This is a genomic window from Nocardia donostiensis (assembly GCF_002081715.1).
GTDB classification, from domain to species: Bacteria; Actinomycetota; Actinomycetes; order Mycobacteriales; family Mycobacteriaceae; genus Nocardia; species Nocardia donostiensis.
Genome location: NZ_MUKP01000007.1, coordinates 146,362 through 171,856, shown reverse-complemented (window position 1 = coordinate 171,856; position 25,495 = coordinate 146,362). Strand labels below are relative to the sequence as shown.

The window sequence follows — 25,495 nt, the reverse complement described above, 5'->3', positions numbered from 1 at the left end:
TCCCGGATCGGCATGCGCCCCTTGCCTTCCGTGGCTACTCCGCGGCTTCCTGCCGCAGCAGGTACCGCTGCACTTTGCCGCTGGGAGTCTTGGGCAGGCTGTCCACGAAATGCACCCTGCGGGGATAGGCGTGCGCGGCGAACTTCTTCTTCACCAGGGTCTGTAGCCGCTCCGCCAGCTCGGTGTCGCCGCTACCGTCACGCGGCACCACGAACGCCTCCAGCACTTCGCCGCGCAGCTCGTCGGGCACCCCGACGACCGCGGCTTCGGCGACCTGCTCATCGAGCAGCAGCACACTTTCCACCTCGAACGGCCCGATCCGGTACCCGGCCATGATGATGACGTCGTCGTCGCGGGAGGAGAAATGGAAGAAGCCCTCGGCGTCCTGGGAACCGGCGTCACCGGTCAGATACCAGCGGCCGTCGGCGGTGTAGCGCTGGGCGGTGCGTTCGGGAGCGTCGAGGTAGCCGAGGAACCACAGCAGGGGGCTCTGCTCGGTATCGATCGCGATCCGGCCCATCTCACCGGTGGGTGCCACGGTGTCGGCGTCATCGGACAGCACCGCACACGCCCAACCGGGCAGCGCACGACCCATGGAACCGGCGGGGGTCTCGGCCGACAGCTGATCGTGCCAGGCATTGCAGATCACCATGCCGTGTTCGGTCTGGCCGTAATGGTCGCGGACTGCGACGCCGAGTGTTTCGGCCGACCAGGCCACCACCTCCGGGGTGAGCGGCTCCCCGGCCGAGGACGCCCGCCGCAACCGCACCTCGGCCGGCGCGGATCCCTCGGCGCGCAACGCCCGGTAGACCGTGGGGGCGGCGGCGAAATTGGTGACGCCGAATCGCTGCAGCACCTGCCAGGTGAGCGCGGGCGAGAAACCGGCGTGCAGCAGCAGGCTGCGGGTTCCCGCCGCCAGCGGGCCGAGGATCGCGTAATACAGCCCATAGGCCCAGCCCGGGTCGGCAGCGTTCCAGAACACGTCGTCCGGGCGCACATCAAGTGCGAACTCCTGATAGGCGTGGAAGGAGGCGAGGGCGCGCAGTGGGATGGGCACGCCTTTCGGGGTGCCGGTGGTGCCGCTGGTGAACAGCTGTACCAGCAGCCCGTCGCCGCCGACGGGAACGGGTTCGGCCCGCGGGTCGTCGGCCTGGTGGGCGGTGAGCAATGCGGACATCGCGAGCTGTCCGGCCGCGGGCTCACCACCGGCGACGATGACCTGCCACGGTGCGTCGACAGGGATATCGTCGCCCGGGCTCAGCTTGGCGGCCTGACCCGCGTCGGCGATCACCACCGACGCCGCCGCGGCGCCGAGCCGGAACGCGATCGCGGGTGGGGCGAACGCGGTGAACAGCGGTACGTGCACGGCCCCGCGCCGCCAGATGGCCAGCAGCGCCACCACCAGATCGGCGGATTTGCCCATCAGAGTCGCCACCCGGTCACCCCGGCCCACCCCGAGCTCAGCCAGCGCCGCGGCGAACCGCGCCGACTTCTCACGCAGCTCACCGTAAGTGAGATCGGTGGACGACAGATCGGCTTCGATGATGGTGCAGGCGACGGCATCGGCGGGGTGACCGTCGCACAGCAGTTGCGCCGCGCAGGCTTCGGGTCCGTCGTAACGATCCAGTAGTGCACGCACCCGCGCGTTCAGATCGGCGACCATTCGGCTCTCCTTGTCGTGATGCAGCTCACTCCCCCGTACCTGACCTAGGATGTAGGCCACACCACGTTCGTCACTACCCCCGAAAAGGGGTGATCGTCCATGCCCGATTCCCACTCGCTGCTGCGACCTCGCGATACCGATGTGGTGCGCGCGCAGATCCGGTGGGCGGCCGGGGTGACCGGGCTGCCGATCGTGTTCGGCGGCGCTGTACACGCCGACACACTGCTGCTGACCGAGTTCGTCGGCGCACGCACCAATGGGTTACGTGGGTTACCGGTGCCGCGAGCCTCCGGTTTGGGCGGATATGTGATGGATTCGCGGCGGCCGACCTTGGTCAGCGACTACCGGAACGCCGCATCGATCACCCACGACTACGACGAACCGGTCACCGGTGAAGGCATCCGCTCGGTGGTCGCGGTGCCGGTGGTGGTCGGGGGCGAGGCCAGGGCGGTGCTGTATGCCGCAAGCCGCGACAGTGGGCCGGTCGGTGACCGTCACACCGACCTGCTACTGCAGGCAGGTCGCAGATTGGCCACCGAGATCACCCTCCGGGACGAAGTTGATCGCCGGGTGCGGCTGCTCGAACGTGCCGCGCCGCAGCAGGCCGTCGCGGGCGTCGTCCCGGAAATCGGGTGTACCTCGCATGCCTCGGAAGAATTGCGCGAAATCCACGCCGAACTGCGCGGGCTCGCCCACACCGCGGCGGATCCGGCGCTCGGCGCGCGCCTGCATGAGCTGGGCGAGCGTCTCACCCGCGCCCTGTCCGGAGAACCGGCCGCCGACGCGCCCCGGCTGTCGCGCCGGGAACTGGATGTGCTCGCCGAAGTCGCGCTCGGCTGCTCCAATCAGGAAGCCGCGCACCGTCTCAGCCTCGCACCGGAAACGGTGAAGAGTTATCTGCGCAATGTGATGACCAAACTCGACGCGCATTCGCGGCACGAGGCGGTGGTCACCGCGCGCCGGCTCGGCCTGCTGCCGTGATCACCGACGCAGAACCGGCATTATTCCGGCGGCAGTAGATCCGGCCGGCGTTCCCGGGTGCGCGCCAATGCTTGTTCCCGCCGCCACGCCTCGACCTTGGCGTGATCGCCGGACAGCAGAATCGGGGGCACGTCCAGCCCGCGCCAGCTCACGGGCCGGGTGTAGCTCGGGCCTTCCAGCAGCCCGTCGGAGAACGAGTCCTGTTGATGGGAAAGCTGATTGCCGAGCACACCGGGAATCAGCCGGACCACGGCCTCCGTCATCACCAAGACGGCGGCCTCACCGCCGATGAGGACGTAGTCGCCGATGCTGACCTCTTCCACCCTGGCCCGCCGGGCGGCGTCGTCGACGACGCGCTGATCGATGCCCTCGTAGCGGCCGCAGGCGAACACCAGGTGTTTTTCGGTGGACCAGCGTTGCGCGGTGGTCTGGGTGAACGGGACCCCGGCGGGTGTCGGGACAATCAGCAGCGCGTCGTCCGGGCACACCTCGTCGAGGGCCGCACCCCAGACGGTGGGTTTCATGACCATGCCGGGTCCGCCGCCGTAGGGCGAATCGTCGACCGATTTGTGCACATCGTGGGTCCAGCGGCGTAGATCGTGCACGTCGAGGGTGATCAGACCCTTATCGATCGCCTTGCCCAGCAGCGCCGTTCGCAGCGGCTCCAGGTATTCGGGAAAGATGGTGATCGCATCGATTTTCATGGCCGTCGATTCACCCAGGTTTCAGTGGCTGCAGACGTCATTCGGGGTCGAGCAGCCCTTCGGGCGGATCGATGACGATCAGCCGGTCCGCGAGCGACACCGTGGGCACGATGGCGGCGACGAACGGCACCAGGATCTCGCGGCCGTCGTCGGCGGCGCGCACCGACAGCAGTTCCCCGGCCGCGGAATGCAGTACCTCGATGACCGCACCGACCACGGTGCCGTCGGCGAGCTGGACGGTGAGCCCTTCCAGTTCGTGGTCGTAGAACTCGTCGGGATCTTCCGACGGCGGCAGATCGGCGCTGTCCACCACGAACAGGGTTCCGCGCAGCGCATCCGCGGCGGCGCGGTCGTCGATTCCGGCCAATCGCACCAGGAGCCGGCCCGAATGCTCTCGGGCCGACTCCACGGTGAACTCACGAACCTGCTCAGCACGCGGCGCCCGCCCACGCAGTATCGCACCGGGCGCGAACCGCGCCTGGGGCTCGTCGGTGCGGACCTCGACAACCAGTTCGCCACGCACACCATGCGATTTGGCGACCCGCCCTACGACGAGTTCCATCTACTGGTCGGTGTCGACCACGTCGACGCGGATACCGCGTCCGCCGATACCGGCGACCAGGGTCCGCAGCGCGGTGGCGGTACGCCCGCCGCGGCCGATGACCTTACCCAGGTCGTCGGGGTGCACATGCACCTCGACGGTGCGCCCACGGCGGCCGGTGATCAGCTCGACCCGGACGTCCTCGGGATTGGCGACGATGCCGCGAACCAGATGTTCGACGGCATCGGCGACGACGGCGCTCATTACTCGGCGGCCTCGGTGGACTCGGCGGATTCGCTGGCTGCGTTGTCTTTGTCGGCTGTGTTGTCTTTCTTGGCAGCCTTCTTCTTCGGTGTCACAGCCTCGGCGACCGGCTCGTTCTCGGCGGCGGCCAGCGCGGCGTTGAACAGGTCCAGCTTGGACTTCTTGGGCTCGGCGACCTTCAGCGTGCCCTCGGCACCCGGCAGGCCCTTGAACTTCTGCCAGTCACCGGTGATCTCCAGCAGCCGCTGCACCGGCTCGGTCGGCTGCGCGCCGACGCCCAGCCAGTACTGAACCCGCTCGGAGTCGATCTGGATCAGCGACGGCTCTTCCTTCGGGTGGTACATGCCGATGGACTCGATGGCCCGGCCGTCCCGGCGGGTGCGCGAATCCGCGACGACGATGCGGTACTGCGGGTTGCGGATCTTGCCCAGACGGGTGAGCTTGATGCGAACAGCCATGTGCTGATCTGCCTTTCCTAGGTTGGTCACGGCGCAATTCAGCGACCCGCACGGTATTGCGAGCCCGGTTTTGCGTTGAAGTGTGTGACCGCCGCGCGGTGCGTAACCGGAGACGGGCTGACACTGTCCTCGAGGACGGTCGACCATTCTGCCAGACGGCCGAGACCCGGCGGAAATCGCCGGTATCGGTCCTACTTGCCGGGGAACTTCAGTTTGGACAGGTCGAAGCCCTCCAAACCCGGTGGAAGCTGGTCGAGCCCCGCGGGCATATTCGACAGATCCGGCATCCCGGCAGGCATACCGGGCATACCCGGGAAGCCGCCGCGCACCTTCGGCTGGGTCGGGCCGCGGCCCTTCTTGCCCTTCTTGCCTTTGGCGCCCTTCTTGTTGCGGCGGTTGGCGCCAGGCATACCCATCTGGCGGCCCATCGCCGCCATCATCTTCTTGGCCTCGAAGAACCGGTCGACCAGCTGGTTGACTTCCGAGACCTGGACGCCGGAGCCGTTGGCGATACGCAGCCGCCGGGAGGCATTGATGATCTTCGGGTTGGCTCGTTCGGCAGGAGTCATACCGCGGATGATCGCCTGCACCCGGTCCAGCTGTTTGTCGTCGACCTGCGCCAGCACATCCTTCATCTGGCCCGCGCCGGGCAGCATGCCGAGCAGGTTGCCGATCGGGCCCATCTTGCGGATCGCCAGCATCTGGTCGAGGAAGTCCTCCAGGGTGAGTTCCCCGCTGCCGATCTTGCGCGCGGCCTCCTCGGCCTGCTGCTGGTCGTAGACCTGTTCGGCCTGCTCGATCAGGGTGAGCACATCACCCATGCCGAGGATGCGGCTGGCCATCCGGTCGGGATGGAAGACGTCGAAGTCCTCCAGTTTCTCGCCGGTGGAGGCGAACATGATCGGCGCGCCGGTGACATTGCGCACGCTGAGTGCCGCGCCACCGCGGGCATCGCCGTCGAGTTTGGTGAGCACCACACCGGTGAACCCGACACCGTCGCGGAACGCTTCCGCGGTGGTGACCGCATCCTGGCCGATCATGGCGTCGAGAACGAACAGGGTTTCGTCCGGCTGCACGGCGTCGCGGATACCGGCGGCCTGAGCCATCAGCTCTTCGTCGATACCGAGCCGACCGGCGGTGTCGACGATCACCACGTCATATTGTTTGGCGCGAGCCTCGGCAACACCGGATTCGGCGACCGCGATCGGGTCGGCCGCGGACACACCGAGCTGGTTCTGACCGCCACCGATGGATGTCCCCGGATGCGGGGCGAACACCTGGACACCCGCCCGTTCGCCGACCACCTGCAGCTGGGTGACCGCGCCGGGACGCTGCAGGTCGCAGGCCACCAGCAGCGGCTGATGCCCCTGTCCCTTCAACCAGGTGGCCAGCTTGCCCGCCAGCGTGGTCTTACCGGAGCCCTGCAGACCGGCGAGCATGATCACCGTCGGCGGGGTCTTGGCCAGCGTCAGCCGCCGGGTCTCGCCGCCCAGAATGGCGACGAGCTCCTCGTTGACGATCTTGACGACCTGCTGGGCCGGGTTCAGTGCCGCCGAGACTTCCGCGCCCTTGGCCCGCTCCTTGACCTTGGCGATGAACCCGCGCACCACCGGCAGTGCGACGTCGGCCTCCAGCAGCGCGAGGCGGATCTCCCGGGCGGTAGCGTCGATATCGGCCGGCGACAGGCGTCCCTTACCGCGTAGGTCGGTGAGGGCACCGGTAAGCCGGTCGGACAGGGATTCGAACACCGATCGCGCTCCTGATCTCGAGTGGCGTCACTTCTATCCCAGCGTAATGGGATCACCCGCCTGCCTGCGCAGGCGGTGCACACCCGAGTGGCGCGGCTTACCGCCGCGCGCCGCGCGGTCGGCCCGGCCTGCTGTAGTCGCGCTGTTCCATGGCGATCATGAACGCTGCCTCCCGCCCGGTCAGACCCAGTTCGAGGGCCCGATCGTCAAGGCAGCTCCAATCACTGTCGACGGGTGGTCCGGCAACGGCCACCGCAACGGCCATGGTCATCGCGGTCACTGCCTGCCGTCCGGTCAGCGTGCGACCGGGCAGCCACGAGACGACCCACCGATCTTCGCCGACGCACCTGGCGATATGTGGGGTGTCATTACTGGACATGATCGACGAGGAAACTACTTCGATTGCCACCGAACTGCTCCCCTCGTGCTCGCGGTTGGACCGACCCAGTGAATAGTAGGGTGTGCGAAGCGCAGGGAATCAGAATTCAGCGAGCAATTCGCGATAGATATTCGACGGTAATAAATAGAAGGTGACCGCATTATCTGCCGGAATTAACTATTAATCGACGGCATCTGATTACGATTTCGCGTCGGGTTCCGGTCTTCGCGGTTCGGGCTGCGGCACCACCGCCAGCACCGCCTTTTCCACCGCCGCGCGCCTGCCCCGGCTGGTGTCGGCGCCCAGATCGAGGCAGAACGCGTCGCCCACCCAGGCGCCCATGGTGACCACCTTCGCCCAGCGCACATCGACGCCACAGCCGGCGAGCGCGGCGGCCAGCCTGCTGAGCAGACCGATCCGGTCCTCGGCTCGCACCTGCAGAATCAGCTGTCCCGGCGTCGAGGTCTGCGCCCACAGCACCCGCGGCTCGGCGTGCGCGTAGCGGCTCGCCCCGATGACCCCCGCTTCCCGTTCGTGTTTTTCCAGCAGCGCGGGCAGATCCAGATCGCCCGCTATGGCCCGGATGAGTTCCTGGCGCAGCAGACCGGGTTCCGGCGGGCCGCCGAACCGCGGCGACACCACGAAGGTATTGATCGCCGACTCACCCGCCCCGCCCAGATCGGCCGAGAGAACCCGCAGTGAATGCACTGCCAGCACGCCCGCGGCACAGGACAGCAATCCCGGATTGTCGGGGGCGATAATCGTGACCGTATAGGTGTATTTTCCGGCCGCCGGACGCAGGTCGACGTGCACGCCGCCCGCGGCGGCGCGGTTGCGCAGATCCGGTGGAACGGATTCCGGGACGGGCAATTCCTCCCCGGCCATCACCATTCGGCAGTGGTGCACCAGCTCCGCGATCAGTGCCGCCTTCCACTCACCCCACACCCCGGGCCCGGTCGCCAGCGAATCCGCTTCCGCGAGGGCGTGCAGCAATTCCAGCAGCTGCGCGTCGCCGTCGAGCGTGTCGACCACGAACCGCACCGTCTCCGGGTCGGTGGTATCGCGGCGGGTGGCGGTTTCTGGTAGCAGCAGATGATGGCGCACGATCGCCCGCAACGTTCGCACGTCCGATGGCCACAGGCCGAGCCGCTGCCCGATCCGAGCGGCCAGCTCGGCGCCGACGACACGATGGTCTTCCGGCCTGCCCTTACCGATATCGTGCAGCAGCGCGCCGAGAGCGAGCAGATCCGGGCGGGCGACCCGGGTACTCAGCGCGGCGGCGTAGGCGACCGTTTCCGTCAAGTGCCGGTCGACTGTCCAGGTGTGCAGTGGGTCGCGTGGCGGCAGGTCTCGCACCGCTCCCCATTCCGGCAGTATCCGCCCCCACAAGCCGGTGCGGTCCAGCGCCTCGACCGCGTCGATGACGCCGCGACCCGCGCCCAACAGCACCAGCAGATCGTCGAGCGCGTCCCTGGGCCATGGTTTCCGCAGTTCGGGTGCTTCTTCGGCGAGCCGCTCCAGGGTGGTCGCCGACATCGGCAAACCGGTCTGCGCCGACGCCGCAGCCACCCGCAGCACCAGACCTGGATCGCGTAGCGGTCGAGCGCCCCTGGCCAGCACCACCTCGCCCGCGTGCTCGACCACGCCTTCGTCGAGCGGGCGGCGCACCGGTATGCGGCGCAGCCGGGCCAGCCCGCGCCGCGGCAGTGCGTTACCCGCGGTGCGCAGGCCGACGTCGACCGAATAGCACACTGTGCGTGCCGAGTCGCTGAGGGCACGCGCGAGGTCGAAGCGGTCGCCGATCTGCAAGGCTGCGCCGATCTCGTCGGCGTCCTGGGCCCGTAACTGGTCGCGAGCCCGCCCGGCGACGCGGTGCAGTTCGGTGCGTACGTCGAGCAGCCACCGACGCGCTTGTTGCAATCCACCGCCGGGAGCATCGGGGCCGAGGCCGGGCATGGCGTCGGTCAATTGCGCGATGGCCAGCGCGTCGAGCAACTGGATATCGCGCAGACCGCCACGCCCGTTCTTCAGATCTGGTTCGGCACGGTGGGCGATCTCGCCACTGCGCTGCCAGCGGGCGCGCGCCCCCGCGATCAGCTCGTCGAAGCGGGACCGGATACCGGTGCGCCATTCCCGGCGTACCCCGCCGATGAGCAGATTGCTCAATTCGACGTCGCCGACGATATGCCTGGCCTCGAGCATGCCGAGCGCGGCGACGAGATCATCGCCCGCGACGCGCAGAGCTTGCGATACGGTCCGGACGCTGTGGTCGAGTGGGATATGGGCGTCCCACAGCGGATACCAGAGCTGGTCGGCGATCTCGGCGACCACTTCCGGGGGGACGGTGTCTTCGTGCAGCAGCACCAGGTCGAGATCGGAATAGGGCAGCATCTCCCGGCGGCCGAGCCCGCCGACAGCGACGAGCGCCACCCCGCTGTCGCCGGTAATGCCCAGCTCGGCGCCTTTTCTGGTCAACCACAGCTCGTACAGGTCGATCAGTGCCGCACGCAGCGATTCGGCGCCCAGCCGGGTATGGCGGAGCACACCGGCGTCGAGCAGTTGTTTCCTGGCCCGGACCAGATCGGCGGCACCGGCGTCGTGCGACACCGGGCGGTCGCTATTGCGTTCGTACCTCCTGGGACCCACAAGCCCACCACCCGTTCACCCATCCGGCCCCGCCCCGACCGGTATCCGGTGGGAGCGAGGCCGTGTTATCGCTGTCAATGCTGTCGTTTCATTTGTCCTGCTGCGCACGGAATCGCGCTACAGTGCGTCGGTCCCGCGCTCACCGGTCCTGACCCGGACGATCGTCTCGACCGGGGTCACCCAGACCTTGCCGTCACCGATCTTGCCGGTGCGCGACGCCTCGACGATCACCTCGACGACCCTGTCGACGGAAACGTCGTCCACGACGACCTCGACCCGTACCTTGGGCACGAAATCAACTGCGTATTCCGCGCCGCGGTAGACCTCGGTGTGCCCCTTCTGACGGCCGTATCCCTGCACCTCGCTCACGGTCATACCGAACACGCCCGCCTGTTCCAGGCCGGTTTTGACGTCTTCGAGCGTGAACGGTTTGACGATTGCGGTGATCAGTTTCATGCGGTCATGCCCTCCTTGACGGCCGAACGTGCCGTGCCACCCACAGCAGCAAAATCGTATGCGGTCTCCGCATGTTCGGATTCGTCCATACCCGCTGCCTCGGCTTCCCGGGTGGCGCGCAGGCCGATGGTGAACCTGAGGGCGACGGCGATCACCAGCGCGATCACGAACGAGTAGCTCAGCACGGCGACCGCACCGACAGTCTGCCTGCCGAGCAGGCCGAGGCCGCCGCCGTAGAGCAGGCCCGCGACGCCGGCCGGGGCCTGGGGAGCGGCGAAGATACCGATCAGGACGGTGCCGAGGAGGCCACCGACCACATGGATGCCGACCACATCGAGCGAATCGTCGTAGCCGAGGCGGAATTTCAGGCTGACCGCCAACGCACACACCGCACCCGCGATCGCGCCGATGGCCAGCGCACCGAACACATTCACCGACGAACAGGACGGGGTGATGGCGACCAGGCCGGCGACGATACCGGAGGCGGCGCCCAGCGAGGTCGGCTTGCCGTCGCGGATCTTCTCCACCAGCAGCCAGGCCGGCATCGCGGCAGCGGTCGCGATCAGGGTGGTGACGAAGGTGACGCCCGCGACGCCGTCGGCGGCGGCTGCCGAACCGGCGTTGAACCCGAACCAGCCGAACCACAGCAGCGCCGCGCCCAGCATCACCAGCGGCAGATTGTGCGGACGCCACGGTGCCTTCGGCCAGCCTGTGCGAGTACCGACGACGAGGGCCAGCGCCAGCGCGGCCGCACCGGAGTTGATATGCACCGCGGTACCGCCCGCGAAGTCGATCGCCTCCAGTTTCGCGCCGATCCAACCGCCGCCCCACACCCAGTGCGCGACGGGAAAGTAGACGACGGTGACCCAGATCGCGCAGAACACCAGCCACGGGCCGAACCTCAGCCGGTCGGCCACCGCACCGGAGATCAGTGCGACGGTGATGATCGCGAACATCGCCTGGAACGCGACGAACACCGTGGCCGGGATCGTGCCGGCCAGCGGGACGCCCGCGGAGTCCCCGGCGAACCCGGTGATCAGCGTGCGCAGCCCGAAGAACTGCGCCGGATCACCGATCAAGCCGCCCTTGTCCGCACCGAAGGCGATCGAGAATCCGTACAGCACCCAGAGCACCGCGACAACGCTCATCGCGCTGACGCTCATCATGATCATGTTCAGCACGTTCTTGCTGCGAACCATGCCGCCGTAGAAGAACGCCAGACCGGGTGTCATCAGTAACACGAGTGCGGCGCTCATGAGCATCCATGCGGTATCACCGGCGCTGGGCGCGCCGATCACAAGATCCACCTGTTGTCCTCCTCATCTCGCGGCCGCACCGTCGCTGACGTGGGCCTGCAGAAGAAGAGTGCTCATTCGGTGTTTCGTCCGTGACGCCGCACCGTTTCACCTGCGTGAACGGATGACGCAGTGGTGTTGCTTCGATGTTTCCGTCCGCGCACAGGTGATAACGGGCTCCGGTGAGCCCGGTGTGTGATCGGTCGCCGGGCTCAGCCGAGCAACGCGTCCACGAACGCGCCGGGTTCGAACGGGGCCAGGTCGTCGGCGCCCTCGCCGAGCCCGACCAGTTTCACCGGGACGCCGAGTTCGTGCTGCACCTGGAAGACGATGCCACCCTTGGCGGTGCCGTCCAGTTTCGTCAGCACCACGCCGGTGATATCGACCACCTCGGCGAATACCCGGGCCTGCATGAGCCCGTTCTGACCGACGGTGGCATCGAGGACGAGCAGCACCTCGTCCACGGCGGCCTTCTTCTCCACGACGCGCTTGACCTTGCCCAACTCGTCCATCAGGCCGGTTTTGGTGTGCAAACGGCCCGCGGTGTCGATGAGCACAGCGTCCACGCCGCCCTCGACACCCGCCGACACAGCATCGAACGCGACGGCCGCCGGGTCGGCGCCCTCCCGACCGCGCACCGTATCCGCACCGACCCGTTCACCCCAGGTCTGCAACTGGTCCGCGGCGGCGGCGCGGAAGGTGTCGGCGGCGCCGAGCAGCACCCGGCGGCCGTCGGCGACGAGCACTCGGGCCAGCTTTCCGGTGGTGGTGGTCTTGCCGGTGCCGTTGACGCCGACGACGAGCAGGATCGACGGGTGATCGGCGTGCGGCAGGGCACGTACGGAGCGGTCGAGTTCCGGGCGCAGCGCTTCGACCAGCACATCGCGCAGGACAGCGCGAGCCTGGTCGGTGGTGCGGACACTGCGCGCGGCCATCTCTTCCCGCAGCCGCTCCACGACGGTGGCCGTGCTCGCGGTGCCCAGATCGGCCAGCACCAGGGTGTCCTCGACCTCTTCCCAGGAATCCTCGTCCAGGTCGCCGCCGCCGAGCAGACCGAGCAGACTCTTGCCTACCGCGTTCTGCGAACGGGAGAGCCGTCCCCGCAGCCGCACCAGGCGGCCCTCGGTAGGCGCGATCTCCTCGATTTCGGGAACCACATGCGCACCGGCGGGAGTCTCGGGGGCGACGACCTCGGGCGGGGCGGTGGCGGTATCGGGTTCAGCGGTCGCGGCGCCTGCATCGGCCGTGGGCGCCTGCGTGCTGTCTACCTCGGGCGGGGCGGTCGTCTCCGCGGTGTCGGCGGTTGTTTCGCCGGTGACCGTGTCGCTGATCTCGGTCTCCGGAACATCTGACGGCGGGGCTTCGGGTACCGCCGTCAGGTCGGGCTCGATGGTGGGTGCGCCCGCGCCGCCGGGCGCTTCGTCGACTTCTACGGGTTCGGGCAGTGGCACGTTGGTGATACCGCGGCGGGGTGCGTCACGTGGCACGGCAGCGTCGTCGCCGATATGCGGTTGCCCCTCGGTATCGGTGCGTTCGACCGGTATCGGTTCGGGTCGCGGCGGAGCCGCGGTAGCCTGGCCGCCCTGGCTGAAACTGAATCCCCCCGCGGCCTGGTATCCACCCGACCGGTCGGTCAGTTCACGTTTCTCGGCCGGCTCGGTCAGCGATACCCGGCGGCGTTTGTACAGGATGAAGCCTGCGACAAACGCCACCAGCAGCACGGCGGCAATCGCGGCGATCAGAATCCAAGCTTCGGCACTCACACCGCCCATCCTTGCAGAACCGGGCCAGGGGGCCGACGACCCCGCCCGCGCGCCCGAGGACGCTGCGGGCACGACCGCCCAGGTCGGCGGGGTGGATACCACCGGTCACAGACATCGAGATTTCTTGTCCTGCGCAACTTCTGGCCCTCGCACAATAGGATCGGCGAGGTGACCGATCGAAACGTGCTTGGGGGTCCGCTCGAAGAGTGCGGCACCGATCCTCTCACCGGGTTCTACCGGGATGGTTGCTGTAGTACCGGACCGGAAGACCTCGGTAGCCATACTGTGTGCACGGTCGTCACGGCCGAGTTCCTCGAACATCAGGCATCCATCGGCAACGATTTGAGTACTCCGCGGCCGGAGAACAACTTCCCCGGCCTGCAGCCGGGGGACAGGTGGTGTGTGGTGGCCGTGCGCTGGTTGCATGCGCACGAGGACGGTGTCGCTGCCCCGGTGGTGCTGGCAGCGACCCATGAAGACGCTCTGGAAGTGATCTCGATGGAGATCCTGCGCAAATACGCAGTCGATGTGCCCGACGACGTCAGCGATCTGCTCTGATCCGGGCCCGGCTCGGCTGAGCTCGTTCTCGGTCAGGTCGCCGCGCCGGCTTGCGCCAGGTTCTCGCCACGCAATCGCTGCGAGATCACCTGGGTGATGCCGTCTCCGCGCATGCTGACGCCGTAGAGGGCGTCGGCGATCTCCATCGTCGGTTTCTGGTGGGTGATGACGATCAGCTGGCTCTTCTCCCGCAACTGCTCGAATAGGCCGATCAGCCTGCGCAGATTGGTGTCGTCGAGCGCGGCCTCCACCTCGTCCATCACATAGAACGGCGATGGGCGGGCGCGGAAGATCGCGACCAGCAGCGCAACCGCGGTCAGCGACTTCTCGCCGCCGGACAGCAGCGACAGCCGCTTGACCTTCTTCCCCGGCGGGCGGGCCTCCACCTCGATACCGGTGGTGAGCATGTCCGACGGGTCGGTGAGCAGCAACCGTCCCTCGCCGCCGGGGAACAGTTTCGCGAAGACCTCGACGAATTCGCGCGCCACGTCGGCGTAGGCGTCGGTGAACACCTGCAGGATGCGGGCATCGACCTCGGCGACGACGTCGAGCAGGTCCTTGCGGGCGTTCTTCACGTCATCGAGCTGAGTGGACAGGAAGTTGTAGCGCTCCTCCAGGGCCGCGAACTCCTCCAAGGCCAGGGGGTTCACCTTGCCGAGGGTGGCGAGGTCTTTTTCGGCGCGTTTGGCGCGGCGTTCCTGCCAGGCGCGGTCGAATGGCATCGGGGCCGGTTCGACGACCTGTTCGCCCCGTTCCTTGGCCTGCTCGTACTCCTGCCATTCCAGTTCGCTCGGCGGCAGCGGTACATCGGGGCCGTATTCGGCGATCAGATCGGGCAGCGCGATCCCGAACTGTTCGGCGATACCGGCCTCCAACTGTTCGATCCGCAGCGCGGCCTGCGCCTTGGCAACCTCGTCGCGGTGCACCGCGTCGGTGAGCTGAGCCAGCTGCGCGGTCAGCGCGCGCACCCGTTCCTTGACCTGATCGACCTGGGCGGCACATTCGGTGCGGCGGCGCACCAGGTCGTCGCGGCGCGCCGCCGCCGCGGCGACTACTGCGTCCAGTTCCGTCGCCACTTCCGTACCGGATTCGGCGACCGCCGCGGCCACCTTGGCGGCCTGCCTGCGTGCTGCCTGGGCTCGTTCAGCCCGTGCCCTGGCCTCTCGTTCGGCGCGGGCGGCGCGCCGAAGCGCATCGGCTTTCCCGCGTACCGATTCGGCGCGTTCCTCGGCGGTGCGCACGGCCAGCCTGGCCTCCACCTCCATCGACCGGGCCTGAGCGAGCGCGGCCGCGGCCTCTTCCCTGGCGAACCCGGCAGCTTCGGTTCCGGCGGTACCGAGCCCGTCGGCGTCCAGATCACCGTGTTCGAGTTCGGCGTGACGCAGCCGGTCCTCGAGTTCGGCAAGCGCGGTCGAGGTCGCGTCGCGGCCGGTTTCCGCTGCGGCGCGCTGGGCTATGAGCCGCTCGCTGTCCGCCTGCGCGGCACGGGCGGTGTGGCCGAGCCTGCCTAGACGGTCGTAAATCGCCACCAGCGCCTGATCGGATTCGTGCAAGGCGAGCAGTGCGTGGTCCACGGCGTCCTTGCGGTCGGCCTGTTCGGCCAAAGCCCCGGACAGGGCAGCCTCTAGCTCTTCGGCCGTGCGCCGGGCGGCGACCAGTTCCGCGCGAGCGGCGTCGATATCGGCCTGGATCTCCAACCTGCTCGGGGCGCGGTCGGATCCGCCGAGCAACCAGCCGGAACCGGTGAGGTCGCCGTCGCGAGTCACCACCCGCAGCGCGGGGTGTTCGGTCAGCACCTGCGCTGCGGCGCGCAGATCGTCGACCACCACCACCTGCGACGCCAGGGCCGCGAGCGCGCCCCGCACCGATTCCGGGCAGTCGAGGACATCGATGAGCCGGTGCGCCGAGGCAGGCAACTCCGGTCCGGTCTGCTGTCGGAAAACGGTCGCGTCGACACCGCCGTAGACGACTGCCGCACGGCCACCGTCGGCGGCTTTGAGTGCGTCGATGGCCGTATGCGCGGTGGCGGCGGAGTCTGCGGCAACCGCGTCGGCGATCGGGCCGAGAACGGCAGCAACGGCGGCCTCGAACCCGGCGTGCACCCGCAACAGGCCCGACAGCGGTCCGAGCAGACCGTCGGGGTGGTTTTCGGTGAGCCAGGCCGCGCCGTCGCGGCGCACCAGGTTCATCTCGAGCGCTTCGATCCGCGCGGTCAGCGAGGCGACACGTTTACCTGCATCGCGGTCGGCGGCCCGCAGCTCGGTAACCCGCTGCTCGGCCAGTTCCAGCGCTGCGACGGCGTGTTCGTGCTGGGCGTCGAGCCCGGCTTCGCCCGCGTCGAGTTCGGCCAGCTCGTCCTGGACGGTGTCGAACTCGGCGTTGGCGGCAGCACCACGCGCCCTGGCCTCGCCGATGGCTGTGGTCAACCGGACGATCTCGGCGTCGGCCGACTGGGCTTTGGTGCGCAGATTCTCCACCTGCCCGGTCAGCCTGGCCAAGCCCTCCCGCCGGTCGGCGATGGCGCGGACCGCGGCCAGATGCGCCTGTTCGGCGACCTTGGCCGCCTGCTCACGTTCGGCGAGGCTGTCACGGGCGGCCTCCAGCGTTTCGGCGGCCATCTCCACTGCCTCTCGCAGTTCGGCTTCTTCGGCCTCCACCCGGTCGGCTTCGGCTTCCAGCTGTTCTGGGTTGCGGCCGGTGCCCACCGGCGTGGCGGTGTCCAGGTGCCGGGCGCGGTCGGTGGCGATCCGGATGGTCGCGTTGACTCGTTCGGCCAGCGCGGACAGCTGGAACCACAGCTGCCCCGCTGCTTCGGCGCTGGGAGTCAACCGGGACAGCTGGAACTCCTGCTGCGCCAGCACCGCGTTGGCGGCGTCGAGTTCGGACTGCACGGTGATCTGCTGTTCGCGCGCGTACGCTTCCTTATTCTGCTGGCTTTCCAGTTCCGCGCGGCGGGTCACCAGATCGTCGGCGGCCAACCGCAGCCGGGCATCGCGCAGATCCGCCTGCACGGTTTGGGCACGGCGGGCGACCTCGGCTTGTCTGCCCAGGGGTTTGAGCTGGCGGCGCAGTTCGGTGGTGAGGTCGGTGAGGCGGGCCAGGTTGGCCTGCATCGCCTCCAGTTTGCGAACCGCTTTTTCCTTGCGTTTACGGTGCTTGAGCACGCCGGCGGCCTCTTCGATGAAGGCGCGGCGATCCTCCGGCCGCGATTCCAGGATGGCCGACAGCTGGCCCTGCCCGACGATGACATGCATTTCCCGGCCGATACCGGAATCGCTGAGCAGTTCCTGCACGTCCATCAGGCGGCAGGAGCTGCCGTTGATCTCGTACTCACCGGCGCCGTCGCGGAACATACGGCGGGTGATGGACACCTCGGCGTAGTCGATGGGCAGTGCGCCATCGGAATTGTCGATGGTCAAGGTGACCTCGGCGCGGCCCAGCGCCGCCCGGCCCGAGGTGCCCGCGAAGATGACGTCCTGCATTTTGCCGCCGCGCAGCGCCTTGGCGCCCTGCTCCCCCATCACCCACGTGAGCGCGTCGACGACATTGGACTTCCCGGACCCGTTCGGGCCGACCACGCACGTGATCCCGGGTTCGAACCGCAGTGTCGTCGCAGACGCGAAGGATTTGAACCCCTTCAACGTCAAGCTCTTCAGGTGCAAAACCGGCGACCCTTTCCGTTTTCCGCCCGGTGTGCCCGCTGACCAGGGCGACCAGCCATGCTAGCCCCCTGACCGCATCCACCCCGCGCACACCGCCCGCGATCCCCGGCCTCGGCTCGGCACAGGTCGCTGGTACGGCGCGAACTCACCCCAGGCTAGCCACCGCCGCTACGTCACGGGCATTCGCCTCGCCGTCACACCGGTCGACGCGAGCAGCGACCCGCTTCGATACCCGTGATCGCACGCACAGCGAGGACGGCGCCCCACGGCCCGATCACCCAGATCGGCCACGGGTAGGTGAATTCGCCTACGGCCAGTGAGATCGCACCCCAGATGATCAGGACGAGAACGCTCACACCCAGCCAGGCGCTCGCTTCGATGCGCTGCCAGATCGGGAAGCGCGAGCGATGTGCGCGCGTGCCTGCGGGCTGGCTCGGGTCATCAGGCAGGGCAGGCAGATCGGAGAGGACGAGATTCAGATCCTCGCGGGTGGAGGTGGCATAGACGCGCTCCACTCGCTGATCGTATTCGGCGAGGTCGATACGGCCGTCGGTCATATGCCTGCCGAGCAGTCGCACGATGTGGTCGCGTTCGGCGTCGGAAGCCCGGGTGCCCGGCGAGATATCCATGTCTCTCCCTTACGACGGTCCCACCCTCCACAGTGGAATACAGCTACCATGCGCCTTCCACTGTGGAATGTCAAGAAAGATGCGGAAGGTTCAGAGAATGGCGACCGCGACCACCAGACCCAGCGAGAAATGCGCCGCGGCAACCGGTAGCACCTCGGTGGTGTAGAGATCCGAATGCAGCACGGCGCCGATATCGATCCCGATGACCAGCTCGACGATCCGCACCGACGCCACCTGCCCGACAATGCCGATCAACCCGAACACCAGCGCGGCGATCAGCCCCTCCAGCAGTCTGCCGCCCGCGGAGTAGATCGCCAACACCACGATCAGCGCCATACTGACCATGCCCGCCGCGGTGACGATGATGGCGTTCGGCTTCCCCGCGACAACCAGCTGACGCAGCCGTCCCGGGGTAGTCAGATCGATCGCGAAGAAACCGACCAACATCAGCACCAAACCGACGAGGGCGTAGAGCAGGATCGCCCCCACCCCCCTGGCCAGCGAACTCCAATAGCCCGAATCGAGGGCGAGAGCGGTCATCGTGAACCTTTCGGCGTTTCCTGCGGCGGTGGTGGACCAGAACCCGGTCCAGTGCGCAATCTATGCCGTGACGATCCGGTGCGGAACGAACGCCGCGCCGTCGTCGGTGATCAGCCCCGCGGTCTCCCTGATCCCCAGCCCCGCCGACTCGTCGCCGACGAGCCACGCCCCGAGCACCGGGCGCATATCATCGAACACCGGCAGCGGGTCGAGCAGTTGATACACATACCCCTCTTCGCCGTACACACCTCCCGTGGCGGTTTCCATCCCCGCGCCGACGATGGTCATATTCGCGCCTTCGCGTCCCAGCTTCGGTTTGCGGATGTATTCGGTGAGCTCGTTCGGCTGATCCAGATAGGCGGGCAGCAGATTCGGATGGCCGGGATACATCTCCCACAGCACCGCAAGGATCGCCTTGTTACTGAGCAATGTCGTCCACAGCGGTTCCACCCACATCGTTTCCGGCAGACTGTCGACGACCCTTTTGCCGAATTCGTCGTCGAGCACCCATTCCCACGGGTAGAGCTTGAAAATTGCCTCGATCGGTGCCTCGGCCAGATCCACGAAACGCTCCAGCTCGGTATCGAACCCGACCTCCTCGATGGGCAGCGCGATGGTGTCGAAACCGGCTTCGGCGGCGGTTTCCTGCATATAGGCGGTGGTGACGTTGTCCTCACCGGTCGCGTCGGCGCTCGACCAGGTGAAGTGCAGATGGGCGCCGGGCAGCGCGTGCCGCAGCGAACTCCATCGCTCGACCAGCTTCTCGTGCAGCGAATTCCACTGGTCGTCATCGGGATACAGATCGGTCAGCCAATACCACTGCACGATGGCCGCCTCGAGCAGCGACGTCGGGGTGTCGGCATTGTATTCCAGTAGTTTCGCCGGCCGCCGGGCGTCGTACCGCAGATCGAAGCGGCCGTACACGTACGGGTCGGCGCGCCGCCAAGATTCGGCGATCGGCCCCCAACTCCATTCCGGCAGACCGAAATCGGCGAAACGCTCGGTGAGCACGATGTGCTCCACGGCATTGAGGCACATCGAATGCAACAGTTCCACAGCGGCCTCGAGCGCGAGAATCTCGTCCATCTCGAACTCGTAATGCACCGACTCGTCCCAATACGGTCGCGGCTGACCGCTGGCATCACGACCGGGTATCCCGTAGACGAGGCCCTGATTTTCGATGATCTGCTGCCAGCCCGGCCGCGGCTCCGACCGCACCCGCCGCATCAGGAACCACCGCCGCCCTTGCTCCCGAGACCGCCGCGCTGGATGACGGTGCCGCTTTTGGTTTTGATCTCCGCGCCTTTGGGTTTGACTGTGGAGCCACCGATCGGCGGCTGCCCAATGGTGTTGTTACCACCGTAGTAGTAGCGGTACTGCATGCCGTTGAGGATGAGGATGCCGCCCATACCCGGTGATCCGCGGGATGCGGTATCGCAGTACCTGTCCTCGACAACCACTTCTTTACCGTTCTCGTCGATCCGGGTGCAGTATGCGGTGACTTCGGGGGCAGCGACCGCGCGATAGGCCAGATAGCCGCCGCCGACCAGCGCGGCCACCCCGACGACCGCGGCACCGCCGATCATCACCCGGTTCCGCTTACGGCGTCTCGCCTCCTCCGCCTCGGCTGCCGCCCGGCGCGCGGCCTCGGCCCGTCGGCGCGCCTTGTCCCTGGCGCGGGCCTCGGCCACGGTCGGCGGCCGGGGCTGGGTCCGGCCAGGTTCCTGGCGCTGGATACTGCCGGGGCGCGGGATACCGGACAGGTGTGCACCCGAACCGGAAGGCGAGCCGCCCGCATCGCCCCGCTCCCCTGACTTCTCCAGGCTCGGTCCGGGTCGCTGCGCCTGCTGTTCGCCGGGAGACTCCGCAGACTGTCTCAGGGGGTGAAACGGCTCGCCGCTCGATGGCTGCGCAGGGCCCGATTGCGGCTCCCCCTGATCGCCGCTGTCATGGCTGTCATCGCCGGGTCGCGGATCAACCCTGTCCGCGTCGCTGTCGCCCGGATCGCCCGCACCCGGATACCGGTTGCTCATCGCTGCCTCCCCGGGGCCGCCCCGGCCCTCGCCTAGCGTTCCTCGAACCCGCGCATACCGCCGCGCGCGTCTTCCCAGCTTTCCACAACCAGGTCGACCCGACCGGGAGTATCACCGGATCGCAGCAACTCGAGCAGCCGGGACACCGCCCGCCGCGGCCCCTCCGCGACCACGTGCACGCGCTGGTCGGCAGTGTTGGTGGCATGCCCGGTGAGGCCGAGCTCCAACGCCCGCGACCGGGTCCACCAGCGGAACCCGACACCCTGGACGTACCCGTGCACCCAGGCGCTGAGCCGGACCACCTCGTCGGGGTCGGTCGGCGCGCCCATCAGTCGGCGGTATCGATATCGAACGACAAGTCCACCGTGGTGCCCGCCTGTAACGTCCGCCCGACGGTGCACACCTTGTCGACGGCGCGCTGCACCGTCACCAGCAGCCGTTCCCGAGCCTGGGCGTCGAGTTCGCTCAGATCGAGCTCGAACACCTCCTCCAGCCGCGGATACACCTCGTTTTCCCGGTCGGCGGCCCCGGACACGCGGATCGTGGCGTCATAGTTGTCGCCGAGCCGCCGGGAGAGCGGGAAATCCGAACTCATCCCGGTGCACGCTGCCAACGCGATCTTGAGCAGCTCCCCCGGCGTGAACACCCCGGGCACCCCTTCCGACCCGATCAGCACTTCCGCACCCCGCGAGCTGCGCCCGGTGTATCGCCTGGTCTCGGTCCGCTCGACCCACAACTGGGCGGGGCCACTCGTCCCCGCGGCCGTGTTCTGCCCTGTCGTCTCGGTGACCGGCGTGGTCGTGTTCGCCGTCACGGCGGTCTGTTCAGCCATACCTTGATCCTGCCATCCGCGCTGCGCTGCCCTCATCAGCACCGAACCGGAACGGGGCAGTGTCCCCGACCCCTTGTTCCCGCGCGGAGGTTCAGGAAGGCCCCGACCTCGTCCACTCCAGCAGCTCGTCCACCGGGCGGGTATTGATGACGCGCTCCGGCGCAACACCATTGGCCAGGGCGCGGGCACATCCATAGCCCTGCCAGTCCAGCTGACCCGGGGCGTGAGCGTCGGTGTCGAGGGCGAATTCGCATCCCATCCCGGCCGCGAGCCGGATCAGCCGCGACGGCGGGTCCCGACGCTCGGGCCTGCTGTTGATCTCGACAGCGGTGCCGTAGACGCGGCACGCTTCGAAGACGACTTCGGCGTCGAACTGTGATTCGGGCCGGGTACCCCGCCCTCCCGTGACCAGCCTGCCGGTGCAGTGGCCGAGCACATCCACATGCGGGTTGGCGACCGCGTAGACCATGCGCCGGGTCATGGTCTCGCTATCGTCACGCAACCGCGAATGCACGCTGGCCACGACGATATCGAGTTCGGCCAGCAGGTCGGCGTCCTGGTCCAGCGCGCCGTCGTCGAGAATGTCGACCTCGATACCGGTGAGGATCCGAAACGGCGCCAGCTGCGCGTTCAGCTCGGCGACCACGTCCAGCTGCCTGCGCAACCGTTGCGCCGACAGCCCGTTGGCGATGGTGAGCCGCGGCGAATGGTCGGTCAGCGCACAGTATTCGTGGCCGAGCGCGGCCGCGCAGCCCATCATCTCCGCGATCGGGCTGCCGCCGTCGGACCAGTCGGAGTGGGTGTGCAGGTCACCGCGCAGCAGCGAGCGCAGCGGCGCGCCTTCCGGGCCGACGGGTGTGGCTGCTGCTCGTAACTCGGCCAGGTAATGGGGCACGACACCGGAACAGGCCTCCTCGATCACCGCCGCGGTCTTCGGCCCGATCCCGGCCAACTCCTGCCAGGTGCCGTGGGCTCGATGCCGGTCCAACTCCGCGTCGGGCAACCCCTCCAGCACGCGCGCGGCCCGCCGGTATGCCTGCACCCGGTGAGTTTGCGCACGGGAACGTTCGAGCCAGAAACCGATTTCCCGCAACGCCGCGACCGGTCCCGGAGCTGTGTTGGATTCGCGGCGCTCACAGGGCCCTCCATGGTCACGCTCCCCTGCCGCATCCGGACCCGTCGCTCCCGCCGCCGTGCCGCCGGCCATGCTGCTTTATTCGACCCTGCTGTATTTCACGAACGCGACGCCGTCCTCGAACACCTGACTGGTGATCACCCGGAACCGGGACGGTTCGGGCAGCTGCGGTTCGGACCCGAACAGGGACCGGCCGTGCCCGAGCACGATCGGATACAGCTTGAGGAAGATCTGATCAATTTCCGGTAACAGCGCCTGCGCCAGTTCCCCGCCGCCGCACAACCAGATGCCGAGGCCGGGCGCATGTTTCAGTTGTCGCACCTTACCGATCGGGTCGGACGAGATCAGCTCGACCGCCGGATCCGGGCTCTCCGGCAGCGTGGTCGACACCACGAACTGACGCAGATGCGCGTACGGGCTCGCGGTGCCGGTGCGCACCCCGAAATCGTGGGTTTTTCGACCCATCAGCACGGTGTCGAAATTGGTGTTGCGCCTATCGATGCCGAGGGCTTCGCGCACCTTCGTGGGCAACGTCTCCGGGTACTGCGCGGTGATCGCAGGCCCGTGATCGCCGCCGACCGGGAAGAAATCCACCGATCCCTCCTCGGTGGCGATGAAGCCGTCGATCGTCGAGGCGACGTAGTAGGTGAGCTTGCGCATGCGGTCCCTTCCCGGCACGACCCGATGGCCTCGTCGCGGGGTGCCTGACAAAACCGTAGCTCGCTAGCGGGCGCGAGGGCGACCCTTCACCTGGCATCGCGGACACGAGTAAGAGGACCGGTTCATGAACTTCTCCCGCACGATCGGCGCACCGCAGCGCAGGCACGGTTCGTCGCCCCGGCCGTAGACCGCCAGGGATCGTTCGAAGTAGCCGGATTGGCCGTTGACGTTCACATACAAGGCGTCGAAAGAGGTGCCGCCCGCGGCGAGTGCCTCGGTCATCACCGCCGTGACCTCGGTGAGCAGGGTGCGCAACGCCGAGCGGGTGAGGTTCGTTGCGATATGGCCACCGTGGATCCGCGCACGCCACAGCGCCTCGTCGGCGTAGATATTGCCGATACCGGAGATCACCGACTGATCCAGCAGCACCCGTTTGATCTGGGTTTGTTTGGTACGCAGCGCGGTGATCACCGATTCGGTGTCGAACTCCGGGTCGAGCGGATCGCGGGCGATATGCGCGATCGGCTCGGGCACCGCCGTTCCCGCCACCTCGACCAGCGGCGCCAGCAACCAGCCGCCGAAGGTGCGCTGGTCGACGAACCGCAGTTGCCCACCGTCGTCGAGGGTGGCACGGATATGCGCATGCTTTTCCACCGGCGCGCCGGCGGGACACACCAACATCTGACCGCTCATCCCCAGATGGACGACCAACGCCGAGTCGGCAGGACCTGAGCCGGGTTCGGCGAAGGTCAGCCACAGATATTTGCCACGTCGTTGAGCGGCCGCCACCTGCAGGCCGGCCAGCCGGGCGGCGAGATCCGCGGCTCCGGCCAGATGCCTGCGCACCGAACGCGCATGGGTGACGGTGACCGACTCGATGACCCGACCGACTACATGATCGGCCAGGCCGCGGCGGACCACCTCGACTTCGGGCAGCTCGGGCACGTCAGTATTCGGCGGTCAACGCCTGATAGGCGGCGCCCGCGGCTTTCTGCTCGGCTTCCTTCTTCGACCGGCCGATACCCTGACCGTAGGCGCGGCCACCGATCACCGTGGTGGCGGTGAACTCCTTGTCGTGGTCCGGGCCGGTCGAGGTGATCTCGTAGTTGGGCACGCCGAGACCGCGTTCGGCGGTCAGCTCCTGCAGGCTGGTCTTCCAGTCCAGTCCGGCGCCCATCCGCGGTCCGCGTTCGAGCAGATCGGCGAACAGCCGCAGCACCACCCCACGGGCCACGTCGATACCGTGCTGCAGATGCACCGCGCCGAGCAGTGATTCCATACCGTCGGCCAGAATGCTCGGCTTATTGCGGCCGCCGGTGAGCTCCTCACCCTTGCCCAGCAGCAGATGCGCGCCGAGACCGCCTTCACCGAGTCCGCGCGCCACCTCGGCGAGCGCGTTCATATTGACCACGCTCGCCCGCAGCTTCGCCAGCTCGCCCTCGGATTTATCCGGGTGCTCATGGTAGAGCCGCTCGGTGATGCTCAGGCCGAGTACCGAATCGCCGAGAAATTCCAGGCGTTCGTTGGTCGGCAAGCCGCCGTTCTCGTAGGCGTAGGACCGGTGGGTCAGCGCCAGCCGCAGCAGGTCCGGCGGTACATCGACGCCGAGCGCGGCAAGCAGGCTCGCGTGGTCGCCGGATGCGCCGGGTTCGTCCTTGCCCGCTGTCACAACTCGAAGCCGGCTCAGACGGCCGCGGTGACCTGGCGGCCCTTGTAGGTGCCGCAGGACGGACAGGCCATATGCGGCAGGGTCTTCTCGCCGCAGCCCCGGTTCGGGCAGGTGATCAGGGTAGGCGCGGCGGCCTTCCACTGGCTGCGCCGCGACCTGGTGTTGGAACGGGACATCCGGCGCTTGGGAACGGCCACGACTACTTCTCCTCTGTCCTATTGCTTGCCTTGTCGGCGGAACTGTCTTCGGTGGCCGCACCCTGCTCGGGGCTGCCGCTGCCGGTCGATCCGGTGGCGAACTTCGCCAGCCCGGCCCAGCGGGGATCAAGTATCTCATGCCGATGATCGGATCCCGCAATCGCCATCCGCACCCCGCATTCGGGGCACAGTCCGGCGCAGTCGGGAGAGCACAGCGGCTGCAGTGGGAGTTCGGTTCCGAGCGCGTCGACGATGACCGGTTCCAGGTCGATCAGATCGTCGTCCATCCGGTACATCTCATCGTCGGAGGTGGTCTGTTCGGTGACGCTGTCGGGGTAGGCGAACAGTTCGGTCAGCCGCAGCTCGGTCCGGTCGGTGAACGGTTCCAGGCAGCGTGAGCATTCGCCGGACAGCGGCGCGGACACCGTCCCGGTGACCAGGACACCTTCGGACACCGCCTGTAGTTGCAGATCGAGGTCCACCTCGGAACCGGCGGGGACCGCGACCAGGTCGAGTCCGATCCGCTCGGCGGTGGTGACCGTGCGGCGCACTTCGCGCAGGGTCCCCGGGGCGCGGCCGAGGCTGCGCACGTCCAGCACGAAACCCGTATCCGGCGCGCGGCGCGAGCCGGTACGCGAGCGCGAGGAGGAGTCGACGGGCATGACAGAGCTCATTTCACGAT

At 67.8% G+C, this 25,495-nt stretch carries 26 protein-coding genes; 2 read left to right on the top strand and 24 right to left on the bottom strand.

What is annotated here, in order from left to right; genetic code table 11:
- Window positions 1–34 precede the first annotated feature (34 nt).
- Window positions 35–1,663: an AMP-binding protein gene (locus B0T44_RS07220; RefSeq protein ID WP_077115878.1), complete on the bottom strand. Its 1,629-nt coding sequence runs from the start codon at window positions 1,661–1,663 to the stop codon at window positions 35–37.
- Between the two features lie 99 nt (window positions 1,664–1,762).
- On the opposite strand from B0T44_RS07220, the gene B0T44_RS07215 reads away from it, so the two are divergent.
- The gene (locus B0T44_RS07215) at window positions 1,763–2,644 is read left to right on the top strand and encodes a helix-turn-helix transcriptional regulator (protein ID WP_077115877.1); all 882 of its coding nucleotides are present in this window, start codon (window positions 1,763–1,765) and stop codon (window positions 2,642–2,644) included.
- 20 nt (window positions 2,645–2,664) lie between these two features.
- On the opposite strand, the gene trmD is transcribed toward B0T44_RS07215, so the two are convergent.
- From trmD to ftsY, 10 genes are all read right to left on the bottom strand, one after another.
- Window positions 2,665–3,348, bottom strand: a complete 684-nt coding sequence (trmD, locus tag B0T44_RS07210; protein WP_077115876.1) for a tRNA (guanosine(37)-N1)-methyltransferase TrmD — start codon at window positions 3,346–3,348, stop codon at window positions 2,665–2,667.
- A gap of 37 nt (window positions 3,349–3,385) precedes the next feature.
- The gene (gene rimM / locus B0T44_RS07205) at window positions 3,386–3,910 is read right to left on the bottom strand and encodes a ribosome maturation factor RimM (protein WP_077115875.1); all 525 of its coding nucleotides are present in this window, start codon (window positions 3,908–3,910) and stop codon (window positions 3,386–3,388) included.
- Entirely contained in the window at window positions 3,911–4,153 is a 243-nt protein-coding gene (locus tag B0T44_RS07200; RefSeq protein WP_040708791.1) for an RNA-binding protein, read from the bottom strand.
- Complete coding sequence (gene rpsP / locus B0T44_RS07195) at window positions 4,153–4,611, bottom strand: 30S ribosomal protein S16 (RefSeq protein WP_077115874.1); 459 nt, start codon at window positions 4,609–4,611, stop codon at window positions 4,153–4,155. The genes B0T44_RS07200 and rpsP overlap by 1 nt, the downstream gene beginning before the upstream one ends.
- A 191-nt stretch (window positions 4,612–4,802) precedes the next feature.
- Window positions 4,803–6,359, bottom strand: coding sequence for a signal recognition particle protein (gene ffh / locus B0T44_RS07190; protein WP_077115873.1), 1,557 nt, complete (start codon window positions 6,357–6,359; stop codon window positions 4,803–4,805).
- A 97-nt stretch (window positions 6,360–6,456) separates the two neighbouring features.
- Window positions 6,457–6,768 carry a hypothetical protein gene (locus B0T44_RS07185; RefSeq protein WP_077115872.1) on the bottom strand — a complete coding sequence of 104 codons (312 nt, stop codon included), beginning with the start codon at window positions 6,766–6,768 and terminating at the stop codon, window positions 6,457–6,459.
- A 168-nt stretch (window positions 6,769–6,936) separates the two neighbouring features.
- Window positions 6,937–9,345, bottom strand: a complete 2,409-nt coding sequence (locus B0T44_RS07180; protein ID WP_367946984.1) for a [protein-PII] uridylyltransferase — start codon at window positions 9,343–9,345, stop codon at window positions 6,937–6,939.
- 156 nt (window positions 9,346–9,501) lie between these two features.
- The gene (locus tag B0T44_RS07175) at window positions 9,502–9,840 is read right to left on the bottom strand and encodes a P-II family nitrogen regulator (RefSeq protein WP_077115870.1); all 339 of its coding nucleotides are present in this window, start codon (window positions 9,838–9,840) and stop codon (window positions 9,502–9,504) included.
- Entirely contained in the window at window positions 9,837–11,102 is a 1,266-nt protein-coding gene (locus B0T44_RS07170) for an ammonium transporter (RefSeq protein ID WP_077115940.1), read from the bottom strand. The genes B0T44_RS07175 and B0T44_RS07170 overlap by 4 nt, the downstream gene beginning before the upstream one ends.
- A 245-nt stretch (window positions 11,103–11,347) precedes the next feature.
- Complete coding sequence (ftsY, locus tag B0T44_RS07165) at window positions 11,348–12,898, bottom strand: signal recognition particle-docking protein FtsY (RefSeq protein ID WP_077115939.1); 1,551 nt, start codon at window positions 12,896–12,898, stop codon at window positions 11,348–11,350.
- 168 nt (window positions 12,899–13,066) lie between these two features.
- On the opposite strand from ftsY, the gene B0T44_RS07160 reads away from it, so the two are divergent.
- Entirely contained in the window at window positions 13,067–13,456 is a 390-nt protein-coding gene (locus tag B0T44_RS07160) for a DUF2237 family protein (protein WP_077115869.1), read from the top strand.
- A gap of 32 nt (window positions 13,457–13,488) precedes the next feature.
- Here B0T44_RS07160 and smc read toward each other — a convergent pair whose 3' ends face one another.
- The 13 genes from smc to B0T44_RS07095 all read right to left on the bottom strand — a co-directional run bounded on the left by smc (window position 13,489) and on the right by B0T44_RS07095 (window position 25,475).
- On the bottom strand, window positions 13,489–17,118 hold the full coding sequence (gene smc, locus B0T44_RS07155) for a chromosome segregation protein SMC (protein ID WP_077115868.1): 3,630 nt from the start codon (window positions 17,116–17,118) through the stop codon (window positions 13,489–13,491).
- 194 nt (window positions 17,119–17,312) lie between these two features.
- A complete protein-coding gene (locus B0T44_RS07150; RefSeq protein ID WP_077115867.1) occupies window positions 17,313–17,747 on the bottom strand; it encodes a DUF1707 SHOCT-like domain-containing protein in 435 nt (144 codons plus the stop codon).
- A gap of 90 nt (window positions 17,748–17,837) precedes the next feature.
- Window positions 17,838–18,287, bottom strand: a complete 450-nt coding sequence (locus B0T44_RS07145; protein ID WP_077115866.1) for a DUF350 domain-containing protein — start codon at window positions 18,285–18,287, stop codon at window positions 17,838–17,840.
- Between the two features lie 60 nt (window positions 18,288–18,347).
- Window positions 18,348–19,514 (bottom strand): glutathionylspermidine synthase family protein, encoded by a 1,167-nt coding sequence (locus B0T44_RS07140; protein ID WP_077115865.1) that lies wholly within the window; start codon window positions 19,512–19,514, stop codon window positions 18,348–18,350.
- The gene (locus tag B0T44_RS28675; protein ID WP_077115938.1) at window positions 19,514–20,023 is read right to left on the bottom strand and encodes a hypothetical protein; all 510 of its coding nucleotides are present in this window, start codon (window positions 20,021–20,023) and stop codon (window positions 19,514–19,516) included. The genes B0T44_RS07140 and B0T44_RS28675 overlap by 1 nt, the downstream gene beginning before the upstream one ends.
- Before the next feature lie 329 nt (window positions 20,024–20,352).
- A complete protein-coding gene (locus tag B0T44_RS07130) occupies window positions 20,353–20,649 on the bottom strand; it encodes an acylphosphatase (protein ID WP_077115864.1) in 297 nt (98 codons plus the stop codon).
- Entirely contained in the window at window positions 20,649–21,152 is a 504-nt protein-coding gene (locus B0T44_RS07125) for an OsmC family protein (RefSeq protein WP_081511747.1), read from the bottom strand. Before B0T44_RS07125 ends, B0T44_RS07130 begins: the two co-directional genes overlap by 1 nt.
- Window positions 21,153–21,243: 91 nt before the next feature.
- A complete protein-coding gene (locus tag B0T44_RS07120) occupies window positions 21,244–22,359 on the bottom strand; it encodes a PHP domain-containing protein (RefSeq protein WP_081511733.1) in 1,116 nt (371 codons plus the stop codon).
- Between the two features lie 6 nt (window positions 22,360–22,365).
- Entirely contained in the window at window positions 22,366–22,947 is a 582-nt protein-coding gene (locus tag B0T44_RS07115) for a dihydrofolate reductase family protein (protein ID WP_077115862.1), read from the bottom strand.
- 63 nt (window positions 22,948–23,010) lie between these two features.
- Window positions 23,011–23,892 carry a bifunctional DNA-formamidopyrimidine glycosylase/DNA-(apurinic or apyrimidinic site) lyase gene (gene mutM / locus B0T44_RS07110; RefSeq protein ID WP_077115861.1) on the bottom strand — a complete coding sequence of 294 codons (882 nt, stop codon included), beginning with the start codon at window positions 23,890–23,892 and terminating at the stop codon, window positions 23,011–23,013.
- Window position 23,893: 1 nt separating this feature from the next.
- Complete coding sequence (gene rnc / locus B0T44_RS07105) at window positions 23,894–24,616, bottom strand: ribonuclease III (protein ID WP_077115860.1); 723 nt, start codon at window positions 24,614–24,616, stop codon at window positions 23,894–23,896.
- A 14-nt stretch (window positions 24,617–24,630) separates the two neighbouring features.
- Entirely contained in the window at window positions 24,631–24,813 is a 183-nt protein-coding gene (rpmF, locus tag B0T44_RS07100; RefSeq protein WP_077115859.1) for a 50S ribosomal protein L32, read from the bottom strand.
- A 2-nt stretch (window positions 24,814–24,815) separates the two neighbouring features.
- A complete protein-coding gene (locus B0T44_RS07095; protein ID WP_077115858.1) occupies window positions 24,816–25,475 on the bottom strand; it encodes a YceD family protein in 660 nt (219 codons plus the stop codon).
- Window positions 25,476–25,495: the final 20 nt, after the last annotated feature.